21 protein-coding genes are annotated in these 16,624 nt (G+C 37.1%); 7 read left to right on the plus strand and 14 right to left on the minus strand.

Translation table 11 applies throughout. The annotated features are described in order from the left end of the window. Nucleotides 1-81: 81 nt before the first annotated feature. On the plus strand, nt 82-837 hold the full coding sequence (locus tag MS6x_RS00425) for an SDR family oxidoreductase (protein ID WP_482604670.1): 756 nt from the start codon (nt 82-84) through the stop codon (nt 835-837). Further along, nucleotides 815-1,279, plus strand: coding sequence for a nuclear transport factor 2 family protein (locus MS6x_RS00430; protein WP_482604671.1), 465 nt, complete (start codon nt 815-817; stop codon nt 1,277-1,279). The genes MS6x_RS00425 and MS6x_RS00430 overlap by 23 nt, the downstream gene beginning before the upstream one ends. 283 nt (nt 1,280-1,562) lie before the next feature. On the opposite strand, the gene MS6x_RS00435 is transcribed toward MS6x_RS00430, so the two are convergent. Further along, nucleotides 1,563-2,432, minus strand: a complete 870-nt coding sequence (locus MS6x_RS00435; protein ID WP_482604673.1) for an SDR family oxidoreductase — start codon at nt 2,430-2,432, stop codon at nt 1,563-1,565. Nucleotides 2,433-2,556: 124 nt separating this feature from the next. Then, complete coding sequence (locus tag MS6x_RS00440; RefSeq protein ID WP_482604675.1) at nt 2,557-3,444, minus strand: nuclear transport factor 2 family protein; 888 nt, start codon at nt 3,442-3,444, stop codon at nt 2,557-2,559. 154 nt (nt 3,445-3,598) lie between these two features. Between MS6x_RS00440 and MS6x_RS00445 the strand changes: the two genes are divergently transcribed. Beyond that, entirely contained in the window at nt 3,599-4,069 is a 471-nt protein-coding gene (locus MS6x_RS00445) for a winged helix-turn-helix transcriptional regulator (protein WP_482604677.1), read from the plus strand. A 58-nt stretch (nt 4,070-4,127) separates the two neighbouring features. Beyond that, a complete protein-coding gene (locus MS6x_RS00450; protein WP_482604679.1) occupies nt 4,128-4,646 on the plus strand; it encodes a hypothetical protein in 519 nt (172 codons plus the stop codon). A gap of 345 nt (nt 4,647-4,991) precedes the next feature. Here MS6x_RS00450 and MS6x_RS00455 read toward each other — a convergent pair whose 3' ends face one another. Further along, nucleotides 4,992-6,041 (minus strand): DUF3667 domain-containing protein, encoded by a 1,050-nt coding sequence (locus tag MS6x_RS00455; RefSeq protein ID WP_482604680.1) that lies wholly within the window; start codon nt 6,039-6,041, stop codon nt 4,992-4,994. A 36-nt stretch (nt 6,042-6,077) separates the two neighbouring features. Between MS6x_RS00455 and MS6x_RS00460 the strand changes: the two genes are divergently transcribed. The 3 genes from MS6x_RS00460 (at nt 6,078) to MS6x_RS00470 (ending at nt 7,066) form a co-directional block, all read left to right on the plus strand. Further along, nucleotides 6,078-6,224 (plus strand): hypothetical protein, encoded by a 147-nt coding sequence (locus tag MS6x_RS00460; RefSeq protein ID WP_482604682.1) that lies wholly within the window; start codon nt 6,078-6,080, stop codon nt 6,222-6,224. Nucleotides 6,225-6,305: 81 nt separating this feature from the next. Next, nucleotides 6,306-6,677 carry a DUF2306 domain-containing protein gene (locus MS6x_RS00465; RefSeq protein ID WP_482604684.1) on the plus strand — a complete coding sequence of 124 codons (372 nt, stop codon included), beginning with the start codon at nt 6,306-6,308 and terminating at the stop codon, nt 6,675-6,677. Between the two features lie 215 nt (nt 6,678-6,892). Continuing rightward, nucleotides 6,893-7,066 (plus strand): DUF4177 domain-containing protein, encoded by a 174-nt coding sequence (locus MS6x_RS00470; RefSeq protein ID WP_482604686.1) that lies wholly within the window; start codon nt 6,893-6,895, stop codon nt 7,064-7,066. Between the two features lie 132 nt (nt 7,067-7,198). Here the strand turns inward: MS6x_RS00470 and hisIE are convergent, their stop codons facing one another. The 11 genes from hisIE to MS6x_RS00525 all read right to left on the minus strand — a co-directional run bounded on the left by hisIE (nt 7,199) and on the right by MS6x_RS00525 (nt 16,624). After that, nucleotides 7,199-7,828: a bifunctional phosphoribosyl-AMP cyclohydrolase/phosphoribosyl-ATP diphosphatase HisIE gene (gene hisIE, locus MS6x_RS00475; RefSeq protein WP_482604688.1), complete on the minus strand. Its 630-nt coding sequence runs from the start codon at nt 7,826-7,828 to the stop codon at nt 7,199-7,201. Next, nucleotides 7,821-8,447 carry a GNAT family N-acetyltransferase gene (locus MS6x_RS00480; protein WP_482604689.1) on the minus strand — a complete coding sequence of 209 codons (627 nt, stop codon included), beginning with the start codon at nt 8,445-8,447 and terminating at the stop codon, nt 7,821-7,823. The genes hisIE and MS6x_RS00480 overlap by 8 nt, the downstream gene beginning before the upstream one ends. 13 nt (nt 8,448-8,460) lie before the next feature. Beyond that, complete coding sequence (gene hisF, locus MS6x_RS00485) at nt 8,461-9,216, minus strand: imidazole glycerol phosphate synthase subunit HisF (RefSeq protein ID WP_482604691.1); 756 nt, start codon at nt 9,214-9,216, stop codon at nt 8,461-8,463. Nucleotides 9,217-9,302: 86 nt separating this feature from the next. Next, complete coding sequence (locus MS6x_RS00490) at nt 9,303-9,836, minus strand: DinB family protein (protein WP_482604693.1); 534 nt, start codon at nt 9,834-9,836, stop codon at nt 9,303-9,305. Further along, nucleotides 9,829-10,557: a 1-(5-phosphoribosyl)-5-[(5-phosphoribosylamino)methylideneamino]imidazole-4-carboxamide isomerase gene (gene hisA, locus MS6x_RS00495; RefSeq protein WP_482604694.1), complete on the minus strand. Its 729-nt coding sequence runs from the start codon at nt 10,555-10,557 to the stop codon at nt 9,829-9,831. Before hisA ends, MS6x_RS00490 begins: the two co-directional genes overlap by 8 nt. Before the next feature lie 27 nt (nt 10,558-10,584). Next, nucleotides 10,585-11,175 carry an imidazole glycerol phosphate synthase subunit HisH gene (gene hisH, locus MS6x_RS00500; protein WP_482604695.1) on the minus strand — a complete coding sequence of 197 codons (591 nt, stop codon included), beginning with the start codon at nt 11,173-11,175 and terminating at the stop codon, nt 10,585-10,587. A 27-nt stretch (nt 11,176-11,202) separates the two neighbouring features. Then, entirely contained in the window at nt 11,203-12,366 is a 1,164-nt protein-coding gene (hisB, locus tag MS6x_RS00505; RefSeq protein ID WP_482604697.1) for a bifunctional histidinol-phosphatase/imidazoleglycerol-phosphate dehydratase HisB, read from the minus strand. Next, nucleotides 12,363-13,406 carry a histidinol-phosphate transaminase gene (gene hisC / locus MS6x_RS00510; RefSeq protein ID WP_482604699.1) on the minus strand — a complete coding sequence of 348 codons (1,044 nt, stop codon included), beginning with the start codon at nt 13,404-13,406 and terminating at the stop codon, nt 12,363-12,365. Before hisC ends, hisB begins: the two co-directional genes overlap by 4 nt. Continuing rightward, nucleotides 13,403-14,686 (minus strand): histidinol dehydrogenase, encoded by a 1,284-nt coding sequence (gene hisD, locus MS6x_RS00515; protein ID WP_482604701.1) that lies wholly within the window; start codon nt 14,684-14,686, stop codon nt 13,403-13,405. The genes hisC and hisD overlap by 4 nt, the downstream gene beginning before the upstream one ends. Before the next feature lie 30 nt (nt 14,687-14,716). Next, nucleotides 14,717-15,574, minus strand: a complete 858-nt coding sequence (hisG, locus tag MS6x_RS00520; RefSeq protein ID WP_482604703.1) for an ATP phosphoribosyltransferase — start codon at nt 15,572-15,574, stop codon at nt 14,717-14,719. A 234-nt stretch (nt 15,575-15,808) separates the two neighbouring features. Then, nucleotides 15,809-16,624, minus strand: a complete 816-nt coding sequence (locus tag MS6x_RS00525) for a prohibitin family protein (RefSeq protein WP_482604705.1) — start codon at nt 16,622-16,624, stop codon at nt 15,809-15,811.

Consider the following 16,624-nt stretch of genomic DNA (forward strand, 5'->3'; position numbering starts at 1 on the left):
AACACAAGCTAAAATTTTTGCAACAATTCTGATTGACCTCAATCATACCTTTGTTTCATCATTAATTTAAAAACAAAAACAATGGCAAAGATTGATTTAAAAAACAAAGTAGTTTTAATCGCAGGTGGTGCAAAAAACCTTGGTGGATTGATAAGCAGAGAAGTTGCAAAACAAGGTTCGGATGTGGTAGTGCATTTTAACAGCGATAGTACTAAACGAGCTGCCGAAGAAACCATAAAAGCTGTAAAAAGTTTAGGAAGAAGGGCAATAATGGTCCAAAGTGACTTGACCAAAGCAGAAAATATGAACGCACTTTTCCAAGAAGCAAAAGATACGTTGGGAAGGGTTGATGTGGCTATAAATACTGTAGGAATGGTATTGAAAAAACCGTTTTCAGAAACAACAGAAGAAGAATTTGATACAATGTCGGCAGTTAACAGTAAATCAGCTTATTTCTTTATTCAAGAAGCTGGAAAAGCATTAGAGAACGATGGCAAAATTATTACCATAGCAACATCACTTTTAGGAGCTTATACGGGGTTCTATTCTACTTATGCAGGAGGAAAAGCACCTGTTGAACATTACACGAGAGCTGCATCAAAAGAGTTTGGTGAGCGAGGTATTTCCGTTAACTCTGTAGCACCTGGACCAATGGATACACCGTTTTTCTACGGACAAGAATCACCAGAGGCAGTAGCCTATCACAAATCAGCATCTGCTTTAGGAGGATTAACCAAAATTGAGGATATTGTGCCAATAATCAACTTCTTAGCAACTGATGGCTGGTGGATTACGGGACAAACCATATTAGCTAATGGAGGATATGCTACCAAATAAGGAGCATACTTTAATCCTTCTAATATTAGCAGCTTCGAATTTGGTTGCCTGTGAGCAGCCAAGTTCAAGCAATAAGAAACAAAACACAAGTCAAGAAATTATGACAAAAGAGAATAATCAAAATATCGAGCCAGAGCAAGTTGTGATTCAATTAATAGAAGCAATGTCAGTTAACGATGCTAAGAAAATTCGCTCTTTATTTAATGAAGATGCCAAGCAGGCCTACGGAACTGGCTCATGGAAATCAGGCGATGCATTTTTCAGTTGGCTTGATAGTGATATCATCGCTCGTAAAGGTCATGTGGATAATGCTAACTATTCTACAGATGATAACCAAGTAACTGTCACAGGACAATATAGTAGTGAAGGCTACACGAATAAAGCTAATTTTCTATTCTCTGTGAAGGATGGGAAAATTGCGAGTTGGCAGATGCGATATTGATAAATTGTTTGTATTAGAGTACTAGTATGGGCAAAAAGCACTACGCCCAAAACAGGATACTAGCAATAGCGGTTTGAGTACAAGCTCAAGCCGTTATTCTTTTAAATAAATTATATTGCAATATAAAAAGTAGGTAAAGCAAATCCGCAACTACTCATACACAAAACCGTTGTAGGCAATTTGAAAAAAATTCAGCATTTTAAGCACAAACAAGGCTGAAATAAAAAAAATCACAAGAGCCGAAACCCTTGTGATTTTATAAATAAAACAAAACGTTGAATGCTTATGCTGAAATACCACCAAGTACTTTTTCTAATTGCATTTCTTTAAGAACTCTGTCTTGAATGGGTTGGGTTAATTCGTTAATTTCATCAACGCCCCAAGTTATTCCTACAACAGTTCGTGTTGGACGTTTGCCAAATGGCATTTCTGCTAATTTCAAATAAGTATCTACTACCCATTGAGGGTCTGGTGCATTTTCGCTTTGTAACATTTGAGCAAAATTTTCGCCCATCGCCGCAGGAACGCCTGCCAATTCACCATAAGAATCAAGAACTTCAGAATGTGAAGGAGTTTGTCCAGAAGCCAACAATCCTGTTCCAAAAGGCCCAGGTTCTACCATTACTATATCCACACCAAAAGGTGAAACCTCATAACGTAAGGCTTGGGAATACCCTTCTAAAGCGTGTTTTGTAGCTGTATAAGTTCCGAAAAAAGGTGGCGACATACGGCCAACTAACGAAGATGTGTTTATAATTAAACCTTTGCCAACTTTACGCATACTTGGTAAAACTGCTTGTATGGTTCTGATTGCACCGAAATAATTAGTTTCCATTTGAAATTTTGCTTGCTCAATGCTATAGGCTTCCGTAATGCCGATGTACATAATACCTGCATTATTAATTAGAATATCTATATTTTCTGATTCCGAAAAGATTGTATTCATTGCATTTGTAACAGACATATCATTGGTTACATCCATATCTACCACTTTTATGTTAGATGAATATTCTTCCAATTCTGTTTTAACCTTAAGGTTCTTTCCATTTGGATTTCGCATTGTTGCGAATACTTTATTGCCATTATCGGCAAAATCTTTAGTGGCTTTGAGTCCAAAACCACTACTACTTCCTGTGATGATTATATTTTTCATTTTATATTAGTTTAATTGTTCGTTGATTCCATCTGTTTGCGTTAGGGATTGCAGCGGCATCCTTTTTTTGAGGCACAAAGAAAAAAGATATGGTCGAAAGCCGGACCCTTGTGGTAACGCCCATCTAAAAACCAAACATTCCGTTATTATGAGCCAATCCTTCGGTGGGTATTTCTTGAATCACATCCCAATGTTCTACGATTTTGCCATCTTTCATTCTGAACAAGTCGTAAAATGCTTGTTTTTTACCACCATTCCATTCACCTTCGCTTACCGTCAGAACAAAATTACCTTCACCCAAAACTTTGTGGATTTTGGTATATTTAAACATATTGTTTTGAGCCGTTAGATATTCAACAGCTTCCACAATGCCGTTTAATCCATCCTTTATTTGTGGGTTGTGTTGGTCGTATTGTGCTCCACTTATGTATTCAGCTATCTTACTTGGGTTTTTACCCATCAATACATCTTCAATAAGGGAAACTGCCAAGGCCTTATTTGTCTCGGTTTTATCTAAATCTTCAACGCTTGTTGGACCATCAGTTTGGGTTCTTCCACTCGCCGTTTCTTTAACAAAAACCGTCATTGCATCCCAATGCTCAGCTACTTTACCGTTTTCATCAACACGTATAATATCAAATGCTACCATTTCATCTGCACCAAATGGTTTTGCATTATGCCAAATGTTATGCATAAATACATAGTTACCATCTTGAAATAGTCGAACGTTTTCAGCGTATGTTCCGTTTTCTTTTAAAACTGGCAATAGTCCTATAAATGGTTCAAGTCCAGAAGGGACGAAAGGATTGTGCTGAATATAATCTGCATTGGCAAATTTTCGCATTGTTTCTTCGTCTTGTTTGGCTACAGCACCCAAGAAAGTGCCTACAATTTCTTTGTTGTTCATTGTTTTTTCTTTTGACTGATTAGTCTCGCTTGTTGCATTTGTTTTAGATGTGTTGCAGGAAGCAAGAATGCCCGCTAACACAACTACTTTGATTACTTTTTTCATTGATTTCATTTTTTATTAATATTTATTACTTGTATTTCGCAAGCAAAAATATTATATTACTTTTAAAAAGCAAGTAATTATTAATATTAATTTCATTTTGCAAGTAAAAATTATAAATTGTTACCTTTGTAGCCTATAGAATGAACACAAGAGAATGGAAACAAAATTTAGATGCAATTGCCCTTTTACGTCGGCTTTAGATATTTTGGGTGATAAATGGATGTTGGTTATCGTTAAACAGATGCTTATAGAAAACAAGCAAACTTTTAAAGACTTTACAGAAAGTGATGAAGGAATTGCTACCAATATATTGACTGCAAAATTGAAACAACTTGAGGAGTTTGGAATTATTATCAAAACTAGACTTCCGAACAATAAAAAATCTAATATCTATCTTTTAACCGAGAAAGGATTGGCAATGACACCAATAATCATTGAACTAGGAATCTGGAGCGACAATCATTTAAGGGATTTGAATCCGACTATCGTAAATGGAAAAGGGATGGAATTATTAAGAACCGATAAAGCAGAATTTCGAAGAGCAATTGAGGAAAAATACAGAGAAAAACTAGCTACAACAATGGCCATAAGCAATTTGGGCGATAATGATAAACCTAAAAGTTAAACTATAAAAACACGAACTGCGCTTAGCAGAGAACGTTTGCCACAATATAACCTCTAAGATGAAATATTTACTAATAAGTTTTTTATTGATTCTAACTGGCTTTAATTCTAATGCACAGTCTAGTAGATCAGAAAATAAAGTTGCAGATGATAGTTTAGATACTGATCTGGTAATGTTAATTGAGAAGATTATAGATTTAGATAAAAAGTATAGAGTTAATGATATCATAGATTGGTCAAAACAAAAATCTATTGATAAAGAAAACCAACGCTTAATTGATTCTCTTTATCACAAACATAAGAGATATATAGGCACATCCTTAGTAGGTGAAAAATACAATTATGGAATGTGGACAGTGATTCAACACTCGAATATAGAAATGATGGAAAACTATTTACCAGTTGTTCATAAAGCTGTCATAAACAAAGAATTTGACGTTATTCCCTTTAAAATGCTTATTGATAGATTTTATGGTTTAAAATACGGTTATCAATTTTTTGGAACTCAACGTGGATTTGGATTTAAATTAGCTGATGATAAAAGTAAAAAGGAGATTGAATTGAAATACGGAATATAATAATTACAGTGCCTACCTTAAGACGTGAATAATTCATTGCATTGGTCATTCATTTTAAATTTGATTCGATACAATAGAGATTGGATTAATAGTATGCATAGCACTATGCACAAAAAAGTGAACTATGAACAGATTTGCTCTTTGACATTGTGATGTTACCAAAATACACCAAGCATAACAAAAAAGACTATTTTAATATCGAAACATGGGCACCACGATACACGATTCTTTATGTTTCTATTGCTCATGCCTCGCTTTACAGAAGAAAACTGAAACCCCAATACTTTTGGGGTATAGGATATTGAGTATTTTGTGTATTAAGAATTTACACATCAATACCAAAAATCAATACAGCATGAAAGCGACTAAAATTATCCCTGTTGCGGCAACGGGTACGATAACGAGCATGTAGAGAAACGAAATAATAGTTGATTTAAAAAATGCCCCTTTCCAAGAACTTTTATAAAAATTTCGTAACGCCAGCATTAGGTAGATAACAAAAGAGAAGCAAATAAGCACCTCTATCCCTGTGGGAATCGTCCATACTTTATTAACCAAAATTATCGCACAAAAGGAAGCAAATATAAAAGAGAAAAAATAAAAACTAAAAACTAAGTGATGTGCAAATGTTGCAGGTTTCCAGTAAAAAAATTTTAGGAATAAGGCGAAAAATGGTAAAAGAAGAAACATGGCAATAGGAATGGTATCATATAAAACCTGAAGTATCCCGCCGCCTTTTTTTTCGTAAAACTTCAGCATTTGTTGGTAAAATCTTTTGGTAAATGCATCTGCATCTTCCTTCATTCCCATAGCCTTAACTTTTTCGCTTACCGGTGCGCCTGCACTAATAAGGGAATCTAACAACACGCGCTTGAATCCAAAATTCATATTGACCATTTCTGGATCCGAGGTGATAACGGAATCTAATTCCGCCAGCTCTTCATCAGATAACCCAATCAACTTTTGATTTTTTCTAAGCGCAGTTTTTGCTTCATTGATATCAAGTGAATCTGCGTTATCAAGAACAGTGTCCAGATTATTCTCCTGCTCAAAACCGGTTTTAATTGCCTTGGAAATTTCAGTATCCGCTTTGCGAACACTAAAAGAAAATATAAAGAAGAAGACTACCGATATAAAAAGGTAAAACTGGGCCGGATGTAAGTATTTTAGGCGTTTGCCATCTACAAACCGACGGGCCAGAATGCCTGGTTTTAACATAAGGGTTGCAAAACTGCGAAAAAACCTAGCATCTATAGAAAAATAATTTTCTATGGTATTACTAAACAACACCCCCACAGTTAGATTATCTACTGCCTCTTGCCCACAATACGGACAATACTCATATGTGGAATCAAATGTTTTTTCGCAGTTCCTGCATTTCTCGGTCGTTGGCATTTTAAATACTTTTTTTAAAAATACAATAAACTAAATATGAAACAAGAGATAGGTATTATTACTTTGGGCTGTATTGGCCATTCTGTAAACCTTAGCCCAAACGAAGAAGCATGTCTGCACATTGGGTTATTTGTGAAACCTATTACGGTTTTGTACTTTCACGGGTATGATTTAGAAATATAAGCTATACACCAACTACAATCAAAAAAAACCTAAAGACTAACCCTATTCATCCATAACGACCATATGTCTTACGATACATTAATGAACTTACACTTAATTACCGTTGTTCCTTGCTTTTTTATTGGCACGCTATTACTGCTTATAAAAAAGGGAACAACGATTCACAAAGGCTTTGGAAGGGTCTATATGGTACTTATGCTCTTTACGGCTTGTGTTACCTTGTTTATGCCTGCAGATGTAGGTCCGCAAATACTAAACCACTTTGGTTGGATTCACAGTTTTAGCTTTTTAACCATTTATACAGTACCCACGGCGTATTTGGCAATTAAAAAAGGAAACGTTAAAGTCCATAAACGAAAAATGATTTTACTTTATTTTGGAGCTATTGTTATCGCAGGAGGCTTCACCTTTGTACCCGGCCGCTATCTGCATGAGGTGTTTTTTGGAGGTTAATAAATGGTTTTTAACAGGCACGTATAAGTACTAAATGTTAGCTATATTGTTAGGTTTTTTAGCCTTCTAACCATTTGTGCCAAAAGTAAAACAAGGTACCAAATGATCAATCTAAACCATTCGTAGGCAAGTTTGACCTTATAGATGAAGTTGTTGTTTTTACCTATAAATGAGTTGACGAAACAAAAAAACTAAAAATGTACGAATATAAATAGTTGAAAATTGGCTTAGGAAGGGTATTTACCAGTAAACCAAATCAAGATTATAAAAAGGTGATAACGTTACATGCAAAAGATGGATGGCGCTTTGTTCAAATATTTGCTCCAGCAACAAGTGGCTATGGTTCGGCTTCCTACTTTGAGCTCATTTTTGAAAAAGAAAAAATATAAGGATTTTAAAGCCGGTGCTATCGTATGTATCGTTTTTTACAACTACAGACGCAAAAAAAGTGAACCCTGAATTTAAATAATTCTTGGCCTCAAACGTAAAAGAACGGGAAACCACCAACGATCCCTTACATACTACTTCCTTCGTTGCATTAACTCCGACTCAATGTCCTTTAGAGTAAAACCTTTGGCCTGAAGTAATATAAGATAATGAAATAGTAAATCCGCGCTTTCGTATAAGAACAACTCATCATTATCATCCATAGCCTCTATAACCGTTTCTACAGCCTCCTCCCCTACTTTTTGGGCTATTTTGTTAATCCCTTTGTTGAACAAAGAAGCTACATATGATTTTTCGCCATCGGCCGCATTACGGCGTTCGGTAATCGTAGTTTCCAATTCCGAGAAGAACCCAAATTTGGATTCATTCTTCTCGTTCCAACAGGTATCACTTCCAGTATGACATGTAGGACCAACCGGCCGTACAGATATAAGCAGGCTATCTTGATCACAATCGTTTTTAATATCCACAACTTTTAAAAAGTTACCGCTTTCCTCCCCTTTCGTCCATAAACGTTGCTTGGACCTGCTGTAAAAAGTAACTTTACCCAAGGCTAGGGTTTTCTCTAAACTATCTTGGTTCATGTACCCAAGCATTAGCACGTTTTTGGTAAAAACGTCTTGGATAATTGCTGGAACCAAGGCCCCGTCAAGTGCAGTCCAATCTGGTGGCGTAAATGTATGTATCTCTTTTTTTTTATTCATAACTATAGTTCTTTAGCGAGGTACGATGACCTTCATATGAGTTCATGCGCATCAGGTAAATAGGAAAACCCAGCTCTACCTCTTTCTTATATGTTTTTAACCCAAACTTTTGATACAGCTTTACGTGGTCCTTTGACGCCGTATCTACGATAACCGGCAATTGACTATTTTTAAAATCCCTAAATACCTCAAGAATTAATTTAGCCGCTGTAGTTGTACCTCTATACTCGTTTTTAACTGCAAAAATCATGGGCCGTATATAATTTCCTTTGGGATAGTTTCTTTCTACGATTCTTTGCCGCTTTAGTACTTTTTGCACACGCTTTACACCAATACAATTAAATACTAAATCTAACGTAGAAAACAATTTTTTTAAACTAAACCTATTCTTTTCTGCATAGGTTATCAGTAAACAACTGGCACGATTGTTTGATAAAAAAACAGCGCCTGTGCGCATTGCTTTATCAAATAGATATCCCATTAAAACACGCATACGTTGTTTACGCTTTTTGTCCTGTTTTACAACAAAATTAATCGAATTGTCTTCTTTCAACGGTTCAAAGGCTTCCAATAAGATGTTCACAACTAATGGTTTATCCTCTTTCACTGCTCGTATCACTTTTTTCTGATTTTTATGGACGTACAGGGATTCCGTTTGCCCCCAACGCAATTTTTAATTTTTTAATTTTTATTTCCTTAAAATGAAACACGCTTGCCGCAAGAGCTGCATCTGCTTTTCCCTTTACAAAGGTATCGGTAAAGTGTTGTATATTACCGGCACCTCCAGAGGCAATGATGGGAATATTCAGCTCCGTTGATAATTTTGCAAGGGCATCATTGGCAAATCCGTCTTTAGTACCGTCATGATCCATAGACGTAAACAATATTTCTCCTGCTCCTCTTTCCGCTACTTCCTTGGCCCAGTCGAACAAATCCAATTGTGTAGGTACCTTGCCGCCAACCAGATGAACCCTCCATTTTCCATCAATATTTTTTGCATCAATAGCCACCACAATACATTGAGAACCAAATTTGGCTACCAAATCGTTGATTAGCTGCGGATTCTTTACTGCAGATGAGTTAATTGATACCTTATCAGCTCCGTTCTGCAACAGCACATCTACGTCTTCCACAGAAGAAATTCCACCGCCAACAGTAAACGGAATATTTATTTTTTCACCAATGCGATATACCAAGTCCGCCAAGGTCTTTCGTTTTTGCTCTGTTGCCGAAATATCCAGAAAAACAAGCTCGTCTGCCCCTTCTCTACTATAAATTTCAGCTAGCTCAACAGGATCACCGGCATCCCTTAGATTCACAAAATTAACACCTTTAACGGTGCGCCCATCTTTAATATCCAAACAAGGTATAATTCTTTTTGCTAACATGACGTCCCCTCTAGCTCCCATAAAAGGAGAGAATTCTTACTCGAAATTATTACTTTACTCATAATTATTTCCATTTAATATCCGCATTAAATGCCCCCTTTGGGGGTTAAGGGGCCTTTATTTAAATCGATTCCCTCATAAAAACCCAAATCTATATTTTTTAACTGCTTTACCCAGAATGCAATTTGTCCTGTGTGATAAGAATAGTGCTCTACGGCATGCAAAACAACCCCTACACCAGAAAGGGAAAATCCCTGAACAGACCTAGTTTGTAAAAATTGTTCTATTGAAGTATCAAATATGACGCGTTTGGCGGTATTTACCGTATCATCTAGTTTTTTAAGCAACATCGTTACAGTATGAACGTCGGTTACATTAAATTCTGCATCACGATTTCTTTTGTCCTCCGTTTCCCCTAATGATGAAATAATATATTGGGTCATATTCCCGCAAATATGCAGCACCAGATTTCCAATGCTGTTTAGCGATGCATTCGGTTTTTGCCAAAGTTGTTCTTCCGTAATATGACTTAGGCTCTTTTTAATCATACGTGTACTTTCATCCATACGGTAAAGTGCATTATTGACTATTTCTTCAACCAATTGTGCTTCCTTATCCATGGTGTAAAATATAGGTTTCTAGTTGTTTTAGGCTTATTCTATTCTCATATATGGCCTTACCAATGATAGTACCCTCACACCCTATTTGAGCTAGTTTTGGTAATTCACCAAAGGTGGATATACCACCGGATGCGATCAGTTTAATATCACTGGTAGCTTTTAATATCTTTTGGTACAAATCAAACGATGGCCCTTCTAACATGCCGTCTTTACTAATATCGGTACATATGACATACTGAATCCCCTTTTCTTGATAGGCCTGAATGAAAGGTAGCAATTCTTCTTTTGATTCCTCTTGCCAGCCGGACACCGCTACTTTTTCGTCCAATGCATCTGCACCAAGAATGATTTTATTGGAACCATAGGTATCAATCCATCGTGTAAACGTTTCGGAGTCCTTAACGGCAATACTCCCTCCTGTTATTTGTGTTGCACCACTTTCAAAAGCGATTCGCAAATCATCATCGGTCTTTAACCCGCCTCCAAAATCGATTTGCAAACTAGTCTGTGATGCTATCTGTTCCAAAATGGTATGATTTACAATATGTTTGGACTTCGCTCCATCCAAATCTACCAAATGCAAATATTTAATTCCATGTGCCTCAAAGTTTTTTGCAACTTCTATGGGATTTTCATTGTATATTTTTTTTGTATCGTAATCTCCCTTGGAAAGTCGAACACATTTACCATCGATGATATCTATTGCTGGTATTATTCTCATGTTTTACAAGTAATGCGTATTAAGTAATTAGTGCTGATCAGACAGAAAATTTAAAAGAATTTGCTCTCCAATATCGCCACTTTTTTCTGGGTGAAACTGGGTGCCATAAAAATTATCATTTTGTAATGCTGCGCTATAGGTTAACCCGTAGTACGTTTCTGCTATTGTTTGGGAACATAACGGAGCAAAAAAACTATGCACCAGATAAATATGTTCGTCTACGGATATACCTGTAAACAAGTGAGATTTTAATTTGTTAATTTGATTCCATCCTATCTGGGGTACTTTCACCGTCTTGGTATCAAATTTCAATACAGGTACGTCAAATATTCCCAATCCTTTTGTGTCACCTTCCTCAGAGGAAGTACACATTAACTGCATACCCAAACAAATACCTAAAACAGGCTGTTGTAGCCTAGGAATAATTTTATCCAAACCACTATCTTTAAGCTTTTTCATGGCACTACTTGCTTCTCCTACGCCAGGAAATATGACTTTATCTGCATGCTGTATTTCACTAATATCATTGCTCAACACTGCCTCAAAGCCCAATCGTTGAATTGCAAACTTGATACTTTGGATATTCCCTGCACCGTAATTAATAATAACAATCTTCATTTTAAAATATTAAGTATCAGCTGCTAATTATAGTACCCCTTTTGTGCTAGGTAATACCATTTTTTCAACATCTCGTTTAACGGACATTTTTATAGCCTTGGCAAAGGCTTTAAAAATAGCTTCGATTTTATGGTGTTCATTGGTGCCTTCTGCCTTAACATTTAAATTAGCTTTAGCACCATCGGTAAACGATTTGAAAAAATGATGAAACATTTCGGTTGGCATATCCCCTACCTTTTCTCTTTTGAATTCAGCCTCCCAGACCAACCAATTCCGACCTCCAAAATCTATAGCTACTTGGGCCAAGCAATCATCCATAGGCAAACAAAAACCGTAGCGTTCTATCCCCAATTTATTACCTAGCGCATTATGAAACACTTCTCCTAATGCAATTCCGGTATCTTCTATCGTATGGTGCTCATCTACTTCCAAATCGCCTTTTACCTCGATTGTAAGATCCATTTGCCCGTGTCGTGCTAATTGATCCAGCATATGGTCAAAAAAAGCAAGTCCGGTCTTAATATCGCTCTTTCCAGTACCATCCAAATTTAATTTGATATAAATATCGGTTTCGTTTGTTTTCCTTTTAGTTTCCGCTGTTCTATCCTTTAGTTTTAGAAACTCGTATATTTTTTCCCAATCATTTGTTTCTAAGGCAATAGTTGCATCCAATTCACTTTTTTTTATGGTAATCTCCCCAGTGCCCAAATTTGTTTCATCATTAATAAATATTCCCTTTGCCCCAAGGTTTTTTGCCAGTTCTATATCTGTTAATCGGTCACCGATGACAAAGGAATTTTCTAGATCGTACTTATCGGAAAAATATTCGGACAGTAAGCCTGTTCCAGGTTTTCTGGTGTTTGCATTTTCATGAGGAAATGTTCTGTCCAAAAATACTTTGTCGAAAACTACACCTTCATGCTCAAATGATTTGAGGATAAAATTATGTACCGGCCAAAAAGTATCTTCAGGGAATACGTCGGTTCCCAAGCCATCTTGGTTAGTAATCATCACCAACTCATAATCTAGCTCTTTCGCAATTTTTCCAAGAAATGTAAATGCTTTAGGGTAAAACTCCATTTTGTCAAAAGCATCTATCTGTTCGTCCACGGTTTCCTTAATGATCGTACCATCTCGGTCTATAAAAAGGACACGGCGGCCTATATTCTGAGAAGTTTTATCTTGGCTCATACTAATGATTTTAAAGCGATAATTAATTTTTTATTTTCCTCAGGTGTGCCCACGGTAAAGCGTAAGGTATTCTCACAAAGTGGCTGTGTGGTGCGATTACGGACTACAATTCCCTTTTTCAATAATTGGTTGTAGCGCAAGGTTGCGTCATCCACTTTCGCTAAAATGAAGTTGGCATCGCTAGGGTATATTTTTATAACAAACGGAATCGTTTTTAAGGTCTCGTTCAATGCGCCCCGCTCTTCTAAAACCTGAAGTACTTGCCTTTGAACCGATTTTTGGTCGACTACCCTTTCCATAGCCCGTTGCTGGGTCAGTTCGTTGACATTGTAAGGTGGTTTTATCTTGTTCAATACCGCAATAATTTCTGCAGATGCGATACAGAGACCTAACCGAATGCCCGCCATTCCGTATGCTTTGGATAAGGTTTGGGTTATGACGAGGTTTGGATACTTAGACAACTTAGAAACCCAGCTTTCTTCCATTGAAAAATCGATATAGGCTTCATCGATAACCACTAAGCCCTTAAATTGTTTTAAAAGCGTACTTATTATTTGTGTCGATATACTATTTCCCGTTGGATTGTTGGGCGAACAGAGAAACAAGATTTTGGAATTGCTATCTATAGTATCCAAGATTACATCAACATTAGGCTGAAAATCCTGATCTAATAAAACCGTTCGGTTCTCAATGGTGTTTATTCCCGATAATACTTGATACATTCCGTACGTAGGCGGCAAGGTAATTATATTATCGTGTTTGGGTTCACAAAAGGCTCTGAACAACAAATCAAGCACTTCATCGCTACCATTACCTAGCAATATATTAGCTTGTTGAATACCCTTGTTAGCTGCCAGAATTGCCTTTAAACTTCTTTGTTGTGGGTCTGGATAGCGATTTACGCCATTTTCGAACGGATTCTCATTCGCATCTAAAAATACCATTTTACTGCCATCGGAAACGTATTCGTCACGTGCCGAGGAATAAGGCTTTAAACCTTTTACATTTTCTCGGGTTATGTTATCTAAATCAAAACTCATTTTAAACTATTCAAACGAAGTGTAACTGCATTTTTGTGCGCCTGTAGACCTTCCGCTTCTGCCATGACCTCAATAGCACTTCCTATACTTTGGATTCCTTCCGCGGTAATCTTCTGAAAGGTCATATTCTTCAAAAAACTATCCAAATTTACACCGCTATACTGCTTCGCGTAGCCATTGGTAGGTAAGGTGTGGTTGGTACCTGAGGCATAGTCCCCAGCACTTTCTGGGGTGTAATTTCCAATAAATACCGACCCTGCATTTATGGTATTGTCTATATAAAAATCCTCGTTGGATACACAAACGATATAATGCTCCGGTCCGTATTCATTTATTAAGTCTATTGCGGTTTGGTCGTCTTCTACATAAATCAATTTACTATTCGCTATCGCTTGTTTTGCAATTTCCATCCGTGGTAAGGCTACCAATTGTGCCGCTACTTCCTTTTCTACATCCTCGATCAGTTGTTTTGATGTGGAAACCAGAATCACCTGACTGTCTGCACCATGCTCAGCCTGACTCAACAAATCGGAAGCTACGAAAGCGGCATTGGCCGTATCATCTGCCACCACCAATAATTCACTTGGACCGGCCGGCATATCAATGGCAACACCATATTTGGTTGCAATCTGCTTTGCTACCGTTACATATTGGTTTCCCGGACCAAATATTTTATATACCTGTGGCACAGATTCCGTACCAAAAGTCATTCCTGCAATCGCCTGTATACCCCCAATTTTTATAATTTTGGTGACGCCACAAAGTGCTGCCGTATACAAGATTGCGGGATTTAATTTTCCGGCCTTATTAGGTGGTGAACAAAGTACAATTTCTGTACAACCAGCGATACTGGCAGGAACGGCCAACATTAATATAGTTGAAAACAACGGAGCTGTTCCACCTGGAATATAGAGACCCACTTTTTGAATTGGCCGCTTTTCTTGCCAGCATCTTACTCCGTTTGTAGTCTCTACTTCAATCCTTTCGGTAATCTGGGCATTATGAAAAATCTCAATATTACTTTTAGCCAAGGCAATCGCTTCTTTTAGCTCCTCGGGGACCAATGCTTCCGCTTCTAGTATCTCTGCTTGGGAGACTAACAACAAATCCAACCGTATTTTATCAAACTGTTCGGTATATCTAATAACGGCACCGTCTCCCTCTTTTATTACTTCTGTAAATATTTGGTTAACCGTAGCTTCTATGTCGGCAACAGTTTGGGTGGGCCTTTTAAGCACGTCCGCCCAATCAGATTTATCTGGATTAAATACTTTTTTCATTTTCTTATATAAAACTTCGTACTTCTAATTTCACAATACCATTTTCTCAATAGGACAAACCAAAATACCTTCCGCACCTGCCTGTTTTAGTTCATCTATCACCTCCCAAAAGGTATCCTTATTGATCACGGTATGCACCGAGCTCCATCCTTCATCTGCCAAAGGAAGTACTGTTGGACTACGCATCCCTGGTAAAAGTGTTAAGATTTTATTAAGTTTATCGTTAGGCGCGTTTAACAACACATATTTTGATTGTCTCGCCCTGAGCACGGATTGAATCCTAAACTGTAGCTTGCTTAGTATGGCTTTACGCTCTTCTGATATGGTTGGAGAAACAGCCAAAACAGCTTCACTTTTAAGTATTACCTCCACTTCCTTCAAATTATTCTTAAACAGGGTGCTTCCGCTAGAAACAATATCACAAATACCGTCGGCCAAACCAATATTTGGGGCAATTTCAACAGAACCGCTAATAATGTGCAACTCTGCCTTTACCCCTTTTTCGGTTAAATAATTGTTTACGGTATTGGGATAAGAAGTTGCGATGCGCTTTCCTTCCAAATCGGTTACAGAAGTATATTTAAAGGATTTTGGAACGGCTAAAGATACCTTGCACTTGGAAAAACCAAGTCTTTCCGCAATAATAATATCCGCACCTTTTTCAATCAATACATTTTCTCCAATTATAGCAATATCTACCACACCATCTCTAAGGTATTGTGGTATATCACCGTTACGGAGGTAAAATACTTCCATGGGAAAGTTTCTGCTCGATGCTTTTAATTGGTCTTTTCCATTATCAATAGAAATTCCACAGTCTTTAAGAATTTGAAGTGAATCTTCATTCAACCTTCCTGATTTTTGAATAGCAATTCTAATTTTTGTCATGTGTTTTTAATTATTTCAGAACAACCAAACAGGCTGAAAAACAAAACCCGCTTGATTGCTCAAACGGGTTTATAAATATGTTGTAACTACGACAATACATTCCTACCTCGCTTGCGCGTGCGTGTGGAAATGATGATGTGTAGCTTTATTTTTCATTCAAATGTAAAAGTAAACCGTATTTCTGATTTCACAAAAAAAAAGTTCAAAAATGAAATAAAAAAATTTATCCTCGTATTAGTTATTTCCTAAAATTAGAGGTAAACCAGATTCTCCACCTCCTACTACTATGACTTTAGAATTTGGAGATTCAGAGAGCTTCAAGGTAGCATCGATACCCTTATCCTGAAGAATTTTATCTGTAAGCGATGCACTCAATATACGGTTGGCATCTGCCTTACCTTGCGCTTCGATCGTTACCTTTTCTGCTTCTTTCTTGGCCGTTACCAAACGGAACTCATATTCCAAAGACTCTTGCTCTTGCTTTAACTTACGTTCTATCGCATCTTTGATTGTAGGCGGTAAGGTTACGTCCCTAACAAGAATTTCGTTCAATTGAATATACTGTCCTTCTACTATTTTCTGTGTTTCGTCAAAAATCTCTTGCTGAATTGCATCCCTTTTACTGGAATACAATTGCTCTGGGGTATAACGTCCTACTACAGAACGCGCTGCAGATCGTATTGTTGGCAATAACACTCGTTGTACATAGGCTTCACCCTTTTCTTGATGTAGTTTTCCAAGATCATTTCGCATGGGCTCAAACCACGCCGAGGCCTCTAGTTTAATATCTAGACCGTTGCTTGAAAGTACGTTCATTTTTTCCAAAACCTCTTGTTGGCGAACCTCATATAAGTACACTTTGTTCCATGGTGCTACAATATGAAAACCTTCACCCATCGGAGGCTCGTCCGTTACTACACCACCTCCAAAGGTTTTGTACAACACTCCGGCCTCACCAGAGTTAATAGTTATTGCAGATTTTGAAATTAATATCACTACTAAAATAAATATGAATATTGCTGGTAGCGCAATCTTAGGTAATTTGTCCAT

Source organism: Maribacter sp. MS6 (assembly GCF_056839185.1).

Coding starts and splice junctions, on each gene's coding strand:
- MS6x_RS00425 (WP_482604670.1), top strand. CDS start 82: ATGGCAAAGATTGATTTAAAAAACAAAGTAGTTTTAATCGCAGGTGGT.
- MS6x_RS00430 (WP_482604671.1), top strand. CDS start 815: ATGGAGGATATGCTACCAAATAAGGAGCATACTTTAATCCTTCTAATA.
- MS6x_RS00435 (WP_482604673.1), bottom strand. CDS start 2,432: ATGAAAAATATAATCATCACAGGAAGTAGTAGTGGTTTTGGACTCAAA.
- MS6x_RS00440 (WP_482604675.1), bottom strand. CDS start 3,444: ATGAAAAAAGTAATCAAAGTAGTTGTGTTAGCGGGCATTCTTGCTTCC.
- MS6x_RS00445 (WP_482604677.1), top strand. CDS start 3,599: ATGGAAACAAAATTTAGATGCAATTGCCCTTTTACGTCGGCTTTAGAT.
- MS6x_RS00450 (WP_482604679.1), top strand. CDS start 4,128: ATGAAATATTTACTAATAAGTTTTTTATTGATTCTAACTGGCTTTAAT.
- MS6x_RS00455 (WP_482604680.1), bottom strand. CDS start 6,041: ATGCCAACGACCGAGAAATGCAGGAACTGCGAAAAAACATTTGATTCC.
- MS6x_RS00460 (WP_482604682.1), top strand. CDS start 6,078: ATGAAACAAGAGATAGGTATTATTACTTTGGGCTGTATTGGCCATTCT.
- MS6x_RS00465 (WP_482604684.1), top strand. CDS start 6,306: ATGAACTTACACTTAATTACCGTTGTTCCTTGCTTTTTTATTGGCACG.
- hisIE (WP_482604688.1), bottom strand. CDS start 7,828: ATGAATAAAAAAAAAGAGATACATACATTTACGCCACCAGATTGGACT.
- hisF (WP_482604691.1), bottom strand. CDS start 9,216: ATGTTAGCAAAAAGAATTATACCTTGTTTGGATATTAAAGATGGGCGC.
- MS6x_RS00490 (WP_482604693.1), bottom strand. CDS start 9,836: ATGGATAAGGAAGCACAATTGGTTGAAGAAATAGTCAATAATGCACTT.
- hisA (WP_482604694.1), bottom strand. CDS start 10,557: ATGAGAATAATACCAGCAATAGATATCATCGATGGTAAATGTGTTCGA.
- hisH (WP_482604695.1), bottom strand. CDS start 11,175: ATGAAGATTGTTATTATTAATTACGGTGCAGGGAATATCCAAAGTATC.
- hisB (WP_482604697.1), bottom strand. CDS start 12,366: ATGAGCCAAGATAAAACTTCTCAGAATATAGGCCGCCGTGTCCTTTTT.
- hisC (WP_482604699.1), bottom strand. CDS start 13,406: ATGAGTTTTGATTTAGATAACATAACCCGAGAAAATGTAAAAGGTTTA.
- hisD (WP_482604701.1), bottom strand. CDS start 14,686: ATGAAAAAAGTATTTAATCCAGATAAATCTGATTGGGCGGACGTGCTT.
- hisG (WP_482604703.1), bottom strand. CDS start 15,574: ATGACAAAAATTAGAATTGCTATTCAAAAATCAGGAAGGTTGAATGAA.
- MS6x_RS00525 (WP_482604705.1), bottom strand. CDS start 16,624: ATGGACAAATTACCTAAGATTGCGCTACCAGCAATATTCATATTTATT.